At 57.8% G+C, this 9,839-nt stretch carries 11 protein-coding genes; all 11 read right to left on the reverse strand.

Annotation, left to right across the window (positions count from 1 at the left end):
* Positions 1-755 (reverse strand): TolC family protein (locus O4G74_RS15705; protein WP_269403484.1); only part of this gene is annotated, 755 nt, incomplete at its 3' end.
* Positions 756-827: 72 nt separating this feature from the next.
* Positions 828-1,247, reverse strand: coding sequence for a hypothetical protein (locus O4G74_RS15710; protein WP_269403485.1), 420 nt, complete (start codon positions 1,245-1,247; stop codon positions 828-830).
* A gap of 59 nt (positions 1,248-1,306) precedes the next feature.
* A complete protein-coding gene (locus O4G74_RS15715; RefSeq protein ID WP_269403486.1) occupies positions 1,307-1,582 on the reverse strand; it encodes a metal-sensitive transcriptional regulator in 276 nt (91 codons plus the stop codon).
* A gap of 106 nt (positions 1,583-1,688) precedes the next feature.
* Positions 1,689-3,044, reverse strand: coding sequence for an MBL fold metallo-hydrolase (locus O4G74_RS15720; protein WP_269403487.1), 1,356 nt, complete (start codon positions 3,042-3,044; stop codon positions 1,689-1,691).
* Between the two features lie 54 nt (positions 3,045-3,098).
* A complete protein-coding gene (locus O4G74_RS15725; protein WP_269403488.1) occupies positions 3,099-3,653 on the reverse strand; it encodes a DUF305 domain-containing protein in 555 nt (184 codons plus the stop codon).
* A 77-nt stretch (positions 3,654-3,730) separates the two neighbouring features.
* Positions 3,731-4,180 (reverse strand): ion channel, encoded by a 450-nt coding sequence (locus tag O4G74_RS15730; protein ID WP_018149423.1) that lies wholly within the window; start codon positions 4,178-4,180, stop codon positions 3,731-3,733.
* The gene (locus tag O4G74_RS15735) at positions 4,177-5,520 is read right to left on the reverse strand and encodes an APC family permease (protein ID WP_269403489.1); all 1,344 of its coding nucleotides are present in this window, start codon (positions 5,518-5,520) and stop codon (positions 4,177-4,179) included. Before O4G74_RS15735 ends, O4G74_RS15730 begins: the two co-directional genes overlap by 4 nt.
* Positions 5,517-6,017, reverse strand: coding sequence for a DUF411 domain-containing protein (locus O4G74_RS15740; RefSeq protein WP_269403490.1), 501 nt, complete (start codon positions 6,015-6,017; stop codon positions 5,517-5,519). Before O4G74_RS15740 ends, O4G74_RS15735 begins: the two co-directional genes overlap by 4 nt.
* 17 nt (positions 6,018-6,034) lie before the next feature.
* Positions 6,035-8,260 (reverse strand): copper-transporting P-type ATPase, encoded by a 2,226-nt coding sequence (locus O4G74_RS15745; protein ID WP_269403491.1) that lies wholly within the window; start codon positions 8,258-8,260, stop codon positions 6,035-6,037.
* 47 nt (positions 8,261-8,307) lie between these two features.
* Positions 8,308-8,568 carry a hypothetical protein gene (locus O4G74_RS15750; protein WP_269403492.1) on the reverse strand — a complete coding sequence of 87 codons (261 nt, stop codon included), beginning with the start codon at positions 8,566-8,568 and terminating at the stop codon, positions 8,308-8,310.
* A gap of 116 nt (positions 8,569-8,684) precedes the next feature.
* Positions 8,685-9,752: an acyltransferase family protein gene (locus tag O4G74_RS15755; RefSeq protein ID WP_233350564.1), complete on the reverse strand. Its 1,068-nt coding sequence runs from the start codon at positions 9,750-9,752 to the stop codon at positions 8,685-8,687.
* Positions 9,753-9,839: the final 87 nt, after the last annotated feature.

Genomic DNA, 9,839 nt, shown 5'->3' on the forward strand with positions numbered 1-9,839 from the left:
GCGCGGGCCTCGTCGATACCGTAATCGGTAACGCGGACGGCCGCGTCGGCAACACGCACGGTATGGAACTCAAGCGCGGTACCGGACCAGTCTTTTTCAGTCAGGGGAGGGGCGCTGGTCGAGGGAACCAGACCGACGAGCTCGATCAGGAGCGCATCGGTCTCGGCTTCCTGCTGATCGAGATCAACAAGCGTCCGGGACACTTCCGCCCGCTCGCTTTCAATTTCGGCGAGGCGGTAAACGGCCGGGCGGCCCGCATCGATTTCGGCTTCTACAATGTCGACAAGCTCGTCATATTTGGCATTTTGCGCTTCGGCGAGGGTTCTCTGTCTGGCTAATCTTCTCTTGTCCGCGAGAAGGGCGATCAGTTCGGCGCGCAATGCCGCGTAACGAGCATCGCGAACCGCCTCGGTCCGTACCGACATCGCCCGGGCCTCACCAGCGCGCGCTTGCCGGCCTGCGAGGTTTGGAATTTGTTGCCGGATACCGACGGCTTTATTGGTCGGCAGGTAAGTGTCGAAGGAGGGATCGAAAATCGGAAAGTTGTTGATCCCGAGGGATACGACGGGATCCGGTAACGCTGTTGCGGCGATAGCACGCTCCCGGTTGGCCTCGGCATCATAACCGAGAGCGGAAAGGCTTGGATGCGACTTGAGACGGGCTTCAAGCTCGTTAAAGCTCTGAGCGCTGGCAATCGTCGCCTGTGGGATAGCAGCAAACGCTGCGACCAGCAGGATTCTGGCAATATGGGGCATGATAAAACGGGATTTCCTGAATTGTGTGAAACGATGACGTCAGGCTGCTGTGGAAGCCGAAGGTCACCGCTCTCAATTCAGGAAGCGCTGTTTCAGAGTAACGGGTGTCTGGTGTGGCAGGACCGCATTTGGCGGTGGTCCTGTCGAGAGGGTCGACCGTTCAGGCGGAAACGCAACGGGCGCTTCAGCGAGTATGATCGGCAGGATAGGAGAAGGATCGACAGACAGTGTAATTGGGTTGGCGTCCGACTGCGCCTGGATCAGCATGGGCGCGCAATCAATGCCCGCCAGGCAATCTGAATCCGACGACGACTGCGGGGATTTATCTGCGTCCGCCTCGATTTCCATCGCCATATCGTGGCAAGGATGACTTGTGCTGATTTCGATCTTGGTGGCCGCCTCGTCGCCCAACATGAACGGACATGCCATGACAGGCTGCGCAGTAAGAATTGCTGCGGCCAAAAGGGTCAGGAGTCGTATCAGAATGGGCATCGATTTGGTGGTTAGGTCAATAATCCAGAAATTTCAGTACAATACATTGAGAGATTCTATCATTTCTTGCGCCCGCCGAGCACTGCGACAAGCTCCTCGACCTTTTCTCGTCGCTCGTCGACATTGTTTCCAGTCAGGGCATGGTCCACGCAGGTCGCAATGTGATCGTCGAGAATAGTAGCTTCCAGCCCCGCCAGCGCGGCCTTCACTGCCTGCACCTGACGGATTACGTCGATACAATAGCGATCTTCCACCACCATCCTCGATATGCCGCGCACCTGTCCCTCGATGCGGGCCAGCCTGCGGGTCGCTGCATCCTTGGTTTCAGTCTTCATAGCCAATACCCCATACAGGGTATATGAATGGGGATCCCGTGAAGCAATTGCCAGTCTCTTTATGCGTCAGCAACAGAAAATTCAGCCCAAGATAGAGTGATAGTCATCACTCAATGGCATTTCCAGCTGCGGTCCACGCCTTCATCGAGCCGATATAGACATCGACCTCGGAGAACCCGTTCCGCAGAAGCTGGGAGGCGGCAATCGTGGCGCGTGCACCGCTTCCGCACATGACGGTGACGGGCTTGTCCGGGTCGAGGTCACTGGCCGCATCAGGCAGTTTGCCGACATAAGCGTGCTTGCTGTCCTTGATGTGGCCGCTCTCATACTCGTCGATGGCCCGGACATCGAGCAGGGTCCAGCCAGCGGGCGGATTGTCCACGCGCGCGGCGACGGTTTCGGTATCGACGAAGTCGAGTGTGTCGAGCGGGCCGTTCTGGACCGCCACGGGCATGGCCCCGCTGACAAATCCGCTCACATTGTCGAAGCCGATCCGCTGAAGCGTCGTGGCCGCATCGACCGCCTGGTCGTCATCGCGCGCTACCAGCAGCACCGGTTTGTCGCCTGGCAGCAACCAGCCCGCGAAGGCGGCAAGCATGTCATCCGGGATGCAGAGCGAGCCCGTGCGGTGTCCGCCGGCAAAGTCGAAAATGCCGCGAACATCGAGGCAGACCGCATCACCCGGATCGAGCAACCTGGCCGGGGAGGCGGGCCGCGGCGCCGGCGGCGCGGCTTCGGTGCCTTCCATATTGCCCTCTTCCATGCGCCGGAAATAGGGCGGTATGTAGTGGTTCTCGGCCACCTTGGCGTCGATGAAAGCTTCCCGGTCGCCGATCTGCAGGCGTGGATTGTTGAGCTTCTCGTGACCGATGGAAGAGAACTCCCGGTCGGCCATGCCGGAGCCGCAGACCGAACCGGCGCCATGCGCGGGATAGACGAGGCACTGGTCGCCGAGCCCCAACAGTTTCTCCAGGCTGTCATAGAGCAGGCCGGCGACTTCGCGTTTGCGGTCGGGATAGAAGTCCGTGCGCCCTACATCGCCAATGAACAGGGCATCGCCCGTGAACACGCCAACCGGGCCTTCCTCGAAGCTCTTGTCATAAAGCACGTAGGACAGGCTGTCGTCGGTGTGCCCGGGCGTTTCGAGCACCTTCAGGAGCGCGCCGCCAATCTCGAACGTGTCGCCTTCCCGCGTCTCGGCTGCATACTGGATCGGCTTTTCAGGGTTCGGCCCGTGCCAGACCTTTGCGCCGGTCTCTTCCTTCAGCACGGGGGCGCCTGAGAGCAGGTCCTCGTTCCGGTGAGTTTCGAAGACGTGCGTGATGATCGAGCCTTCTTCACGGGCGAGGTCCAGATAGATGTCGATGTCACGCCGCGGATCGATGACGGCCGCTTCGCCATCGGCGCTCAGGAAGTAGGAAAGGTGGGCAAGACCCTGTGTCTTGATCTTTTCGAGTCTCATTCTGTTTCGCTCCTTTTCGGGATCAAATGGGTCTGACTGGACGTGGAAAGCGCGTCAGTCCTCGGCGATGGATGCACCGGCAGCGTCTTCTGGATTGAGCGTGCCTTCAAAAGGGGGCACGGGACGGCTTTCCGCCTCGCTCTCGGTCGACGCCGGACCATTCTCCGCGATGTCCGAAATCAGCCACTCCATTTCCTTTATCTCGCGGCGCTGGGCCGTGATGATCTCGTCGGCAAGCTCGCGCACACGGACATCGTCGATGCCGGCGCGTTCGCTGGTCATGATGGCAATGGAGTGGTGGGGGATCATCGCTTTCATGTACGACCGGTCTTCGACCGTGCTCTGGCTGCGCACCAGCCACAACGCCAGGACGAACACGACGGAAGCGCCAACGAAGATACTGATATTGATGCGGCTGTCCTTGTACATGTTGAGCATGAAGCTCAGCATCACGACGGCCATCGCCGCACCCATAATGAACGCCATGTAAAAGCGCGTCTCACTCCAGCGAACATGCTCCCACGCATAAGTGTTGAGATACATCAGCCCAAACATTACGATCATCGATGTGATGATCATTGCGCCGAACCGCCAATAACTATTCTTCATATCCACTTTCAACATCCTCCTTATACAGTGGTGGGGTATTTCCACGACTAACGGAGAAGGGTGTAAACAGTTCCGTGCTAACCAGATTTTTGAATTCCGCCTGAAGTTGGGCCATCCATTTGGTTTCGCATAAGAAGGAAAATGAAGGATGCCGAGCAGGAAATCAGAAGGAAACCATTGAGTGATTCCAGTCCGGCCAGGAACCGCGAATGTCCGGTTGGATAGATATCGCCCAGCCCAAGCGATGTGTAGTTGACGAGGGAGAAATAGAATATGTCCATGAACCCGTCCGCTTCGCCGCCCTTGAAACCACCTAAATCAAAGACATCCAGTAGCTTGAAGCTGGTTGCGTAGAGCGTTGCCTCAGCCAGGTGCGCCAAGCCTGCACCTACAATCCCAGAGAGTACGATCGGGAGTCCTGAGCGCGCTTCATGGTTCAGGCGTAGGTTCAGGTGCGCCAGTGCGAAATAATGTAACGTACTCGCCAGAGCAAAAGTGAGCAGTCCAATCAAGCTTGCAATGATCATAAATGGGCTTTGTGTTGGTCGTTTCCGGCCCCCTCTCCGGGAGGATTATCGCGGAGCTGTTTCAGGAAGAAATGCTCGAATGAAAACACTGCAGCTATGCCGAAAGCCGCGATCAGGATGATGACTGGATCGGCTTGCCACTTCAGGACGAGGAAGGCGATCAGGACGACGGCATCGAGCGCCATTGCACAGATAAGGATTGCAGGTGCGGCGCCGACTTCCTTTCTCAAATGCCGGAAGACGCCCCAATGGATGATGATATCCATGACCAGATAGAAGATTGCGCCAAGCGAAGCGATGCGACTGAGATCGAAGAAAGCCGCGAGCAATCCGGCAGCCACAACCGTATAGACGAGCGTATGACGCTGTACCGTTCCGGGCATGCCGAAATGTCTATGCGGAATCAGGTTCATGTCGGTCAGCATGGCGAGCATGCGGGAGACGGCAAACAAGCTGGCAAGCAGACCTGAAGCTGTCGCGATGATCGCAATCGTTACTGTGAACCATAATCCATAGTTTCCAAGTGCAGGCCGAGCCGCCTCGGCAAGGGCATAGTCCTTCGCCGCAACAATCTCCGAGACAGTGAGGGTTGATCCGACAGAGAAACAGACAAGGAGATAGATGAACGTGCAGAGCGCAAGGGAGATCATGATGGCCCGCCCGACGTTGCGGTTCGGTTCCTTCACCTCGTCGCCACTGTTCGTGATGGTGGTGAATCCCTTATAGGCTAGTATGGCGAGTGCGACTCCGGCTAGAAATCCGCTTGCAGACGTGTTGTCGGCAAAGCCATCTGCTGCGGGCTGGAAGCTGAATCCCGCAGCCCAAAGCGCAACAAGCGCGAAAATCAGTATGCCACCAATCTTGAGAATGGCCGTGACCTTGGACACGCCGCCGATCACCTGATTGCCGGCAACATTGATCACGAAAGCCATGATGATCAATCCGATTGCCAGCAAAGGGACGAGTAGGCCGCCTTCGACGCCGAACAGCTGCAGCGTGTACGCACCGAACGTGCGGGCGACCAGGCTTTCATTGATGATCATCGAGAACGCCATCAGCAGGGCGGCGCTTCCGGTCACGGTAGATGGACCGTAGGCGCGTTTGAGTATCATCGCGATGCCGCCGGCGCTCGGATACTTGTTGGAAACCTTGATATAGGAATAGGCGCTGAAGCCGCTGATGATGGCTGCCGTGAGGAAGGCGAGCGGGAACAGGTCGCCTGCAAATTCAGCGACCTGACCGGTCAGGGCAAAGATGCCGGCACCAATCATCACACCCGTCCCCATGGCGACGGTGCCAGCGAGCGTCAGTGACCCTTGCTTGTACTCATCCTTACTCATGGTCTGGCCGGTTCAGAGACCAATCGCGTTCCCCGATAGGAGGCTTCCGTCCTGGCATCCTCTCCAGAGAAGATGATGACATCAAACGGATCTGGCGCGTTCGGTGTTTCCATGCCGGGAGAGCCTTGCGGCATGCCGGGCACCGAGACGCCGTTGACGTCAGGCTTTTCTTCGAGCAAGCGTCGTATTTCCCGAGCGGGAACGTGACCTTCAACGACATATCCGGCGACTTCTGCGGTATGGCAACTCATCAGTTCATCCCGAACACCAAGCCGTGACCGAATGGGTGTCAGGTCCTCTTCCTCTTTCACGATGACGTCGAAACCCTCGTCATGCAGGTGGTCCACCCAAGCGGCGCAGCAACCGCACCACGGTGTCTTGTGAACGGTGACCGTTTGCGCGTTCGCTGCAGGCGACGCGGTCAAGAGCATCACGCCCACTATCAGGGCTGCAATGATCAGCCCGCCAAGCGCGCTCATAGCGAGTGGTCTGGACATGTCTGTGCTCCGGAAGATTAGAGCTTAAGGGATCTCAGCCGCAAGGCGTTGCCGATGACAGAGACCGAGCTGAAACTCATGGCGGCCGCCGCGATCATCGGGCTCAGTAGCAGGCCAAAGAAGGGATACAGAATGCCGGCGGCAACCGGCAGACCGAGCGTATTATAGATGAAGGCGAAGAAAAGGTTCTGGCGGATGTTACGCATCGTTGCGTGGCTGAGCTCCCGGGCCTTTGCGACCCCGATAAGATCGCCTTTCACAAGGGTTACACCTGCACTCTCCATGGCTACATCGGTTCCGGTTCCCATCGCGATTCCGACATCTGCCTGTGCGAGCGCAGGCGCATCATTTATGCCGTCACCGCACATGGCCACGCGGGCACCGTTTTTCTGGAGTTCGGAGACGATCCGATGCTTGTCTTCAGGCGAGACGTCGGCGTGAACCTCGTCGATGCCGACCTTGTCGGCAACCGCGCGGGCTGTCGTCTCATTGTCACCTGTCAACATCACGATCTTCAGCCCTTCGGCATGGAGGCGTTCAATGGCCTCCGGTGTTGTCTCCTTGATCGGGTCGGCGACGGAGACAAGGCCTGCCGGTTTTCCGTCGACGGCGACGAACATAACCGTCTGTCCTTCGGCGCGGTACTGGTCAGCGCTTGCCCCGAGGTCGTCCGACCAGCCCGCGATCCGCTGCATCATCTTTCTGTTGCCGATGGCAACGGTTTGGCCTTCGACGCTTGCCTGTGCACCTTCGCCAGTGACGGATTCAAACCCGTGCGCGTCCTTGTTGGGTACGCCCTTGGCCTTTGCGCCACGCACGATCGCGTCGGCAAGTGGGTGCTCGCTCAAACGTTCCACGGCAGCTACGAGACTAAGCAACGAGCCTTCGTCGAAGCCTTCGCTTGGCTCGACGCGCACCAGTTCGGGGCGTCCGAGCGTCAACGTCCCGGTCTTGTCGACCACGATCGTATCGACTTTCTCAAGCGTTTCCAACGCTTCAGCATTCTTGATCAGGATGCCGTTGGACGCGCCCTTGCCGGTGCCGACCATGATCGACATTGGGGTTGCCAGACCTAGCGCACAGGGACATGCGATGATCAGGACGGCAACGGCATTCACGATTGCAAAAGCCATCGCCGGATCGGGCCCAAACACGGCCCACACCACAAAGGTCAGGATCGCTATTCCAATGACAGCAGGAACGAACCATGCGGCGACGAGATCAGCAAGCCGCTGGATTGGGGCGCGGGATCGCTGTGCGGCGGCGACCATTCGCACAATCTGGGACAAGAGCGTGTCCTCGCCGACATGCGTCGCCTCCATGACTAGCGAACCGGTTCCGTTGACCGTCCCTCCCGTTACACGGGCGCCAGCAGTTTTTTCAACGGGCAAAGGTTCGCCGGTGACCATGGATTCGTCAACCGACCCATGGCCGTCGACGACCTCGCCATCGACCGGGATTTTTTCGCCTGGCCGGACCCGCAGCTTGTCGCCGGACTTTACATCCGCGAGATCGACATCCTGTTCGCTGCCATCGTCAGCAATCCTGCGCGCAGTGGCGGGAGCAAGCTCCAGCAGTGCTCGAATGGCTCCTGAGGTGGCGCTGCGGGCGCGCAGTTCGAGCACCTGGCCAAGTAGAACCAGCGTCACGATCACGGCGGCCGCTTCGTAGTAGACCGCGACATTGCCACCATGGCCCCTAAACGTGTCCGGGAAGATGTCGGGGGCGATCGTGGCGACAAGTGAATAAACGTAAGCGACGCCGACGCCCATAGCGATCAGGGTGAACATGTTGAGGTTGCGTCGTTTCACGGATTGCCAGCCGCGCACGAAGAAGGGCCAGCCGGCCCAAACGACGACAGGTGTCGCGATCAGGGCCTGCAGCCAGACACTCCATGTCGGATCAAGCCATTGTCCGAGCGGGCTGCCGGGAATCATTTCGCCCATGACAAAGGCGAGCAGTGGCGCCGAGAAGACAAAGGCGACCCAGAAGCGCTGCGTCATGTCATCAAGTTCGCTGGTATCCTGTTCTGCCGTCACCGTTTCTGGTTCGAGCGCCATGCCGCAGATCGGACAGCCTGTATTAGTAGTTTCGCGTACCTGCGGATGCATCGGACAGGTCCACACGGTGCCTGCATAGCCGTTGGGAACCTTATCATAGGCGTCATCAGGCTTCTCTGGAGTGGCCTGATCGTCGTGATGGCACGCATGTCCGGAATGGACGTGACAGGTGTCGTGGGTCATGGCTCTTAGTCTTTCAGCAGGAGTGCTTCACAGGACGAGGGTCTGCATTACTTTTGTGCGCTGCTGTTTCGGTTGAAGAAGTTAAACAAGGGAACGAATAGAATGGCGATGTACCAGCCATAGAGATAGCTCTCGACAAGGCCGATCAGGAAACCGGGCAGCGTCCCAAACTCGAATCCGGGCAGTAGATCCTGCCATGCCGGATGCATGTGAAGGCTAGGCGGCGTCTCGAGCCCCCAAACGATGCAGATCAGAAATGTAATGACGAGAAATAGGGACACGGCATGTCCCACAGATGTAATTTTCATGAGGTCGCCTTCCTGCGGGTTCGTGGCAAAGCATTGCATCGGCGGTACGCCGACAACAGACACATAATACCCCTATAGGGTATAAACAAGATTTTGTTGTCTCGTGCTTCACGGCTTTACCTTTCGCCGAGCCTTCCAGTAGTTCGTCTCCTCTTTTTCAACTGCAGCGCCGGTTTCTCGATCACGTGCCATGACGCCGCCGCCGCAAGGATCACTGGCGGCGCGGACACGGCGAGCAGGGCAACAGGATGCATGTCGGGATTAAGGAGCAAAACGCTCTGTAGGACTGGATAATGCCAGATATATATCCCGTAGGAATAGTCCGGCATGGTCGCGATTGTGCGGGAGGCGCTTCGTACCAGGCCGAAGTGCATCAATCCGGCGGCGAGCGTGATATTTGCAAGTGTTTCACCGATCGGGGTGCGGCCAAGAAGCAGAAAACTGCCTATCGCAACGCATATTGAAAGCCATCCCGCACGTCGCAAAACCGGAAAGTGCCATAGCGTCATGCCCAACAAAAAAGCGGTGGTGAACCGAAAGAGTGCGACAACGCCGTCGGGCGCATCATTCAGGATCGACGCATGTTGCAGTACCAAATAAAAAAGTTGCGAAATCAGAAGCGACGTCAGCACCCGCCACCGATTTTTCAGAAATCCGCTGAAAAACCCAATCCCCGCCAAGACATAGGCAAGCATTTCGTAACGGATTGTCCAAAGAGCCCCATTAAAGACCGGGTCTGATGACATTCCAAATACGCCGCCCGGCGCGCTCAGGGGGTCTCCCATCAATAGGACACGGAGAACGTAAGTCCAAGGTTCCGAATCAACTAGGTAGCGAATTCCGCCCGGGTTGCTAAACGCAGGTCCGAAAAAGAAAAGAAGGGCCAACATGAGCACGATGAGCGCCGGATAAATCCTTAGAAGCCTGGACCGTGCGTAGCCCTTCACATCCTTGCGCATTTCCAGACTCTTCGCGATCAGTAGCCCGGACAAAATGAAAAACCCGTTCACTGCGAGATAACTGAGCGTCCAGTCATGAATGCGCGTTGGTTCATACCCGGTGGGGATCAGCCATGCATGACCGACAACCACGCCGAGAGCCAGTCCCCAACGCAATAACGTGAAATGGTTCGCCCCAAAGAGCGGGTCCGCCCACAAACCCGACTGGTTTGCAACGTTTGACATTGATCAGGGCCGCGGCGCACGGGAGGACGAGTGCGTGTGAATGACCTGCCAGGTGCCGGCGACCTTGCGGAACAGCACCGTTTGTTT

Source organism: Henriciella marina (assembly GCF_027213945.1).
GTDB classification, from domain to species: Bacteria; Pseudomonadota; Alphaproteobacteria; order Caulobacterales; family Hyphomonadaceae; genus Henriciella; species Henriciella marina_A.

Coding starts and splice junctions, on each gene's coding strand:
- O4G74_RS15710 (WP_269403485.1), bottom strand. CDS start 1,247: ATGCCCATTCTGATACGACTCCTGACCCTTTTGGCCGCAGCAATTCTT.
- O4G74_RS15715 (WP_269403486.1), bottom strand. CDS start 1,582: ATGAAGACTGAAACCAAGGATGCAGCGACCCGCAGGCTGGCCCGCATC.
- O4G74_RS15720 (WP_269403487.1), bottom strand. CDS start 3,044: ATGAGACTCGAAAAGATCAAGACACAGGGTCTTGCCCACCTTTCCTAC.
- O4G74_RS15725 (WP_269403488.1), bottom strand. CDS start 3,653: ATGAAGAATAGTTATTGGCGGTTCGGCGCAATGATCATCACATCGATG.
- O4G74_RS15730 (WP_018149423.1), bottom strand. CDS start 4,180: ATGATCATTGCAAGCTTGATTGGACTGCTCACTTTTGCTCTGGCGAGT.
- O4G74_RS15735 (WP_269403489.1), bottom strand. CDS start 5,520: ATGAGTAAGGATGAGTACAAGCAAGGGTCACTGACGCTCGCTGGCACC.
- O4G74_RS15740 (WP_269403490.1), bottom strand. CDS start 6,017: ATGTCCAGACCACTCGCTATGAGCGCGCTTGGCGGGCTGATCATTGCA.
- O4G74_RS15745 (WP_269403491.1), bottom strand. CDS start 8,260: ATGACCCACGACACCTGTCACGTCCATTCCGGACATGCGTGCCATCAC.
- O4G74_RS15750 (WP_269403492.1), bottom strand. CDS start 8,568: ATGAAAATTACATCTGTGGGACATGCCGTGTCCCTATTTCTCGTCATT.
- O4G74_RS15755 (WP_233350564.1), bottom strand. CDS start 9,752: ATGTCAAACGTTGCAAACCAGTCGGGTTTGTGGGCGGACCCGCTCTTT.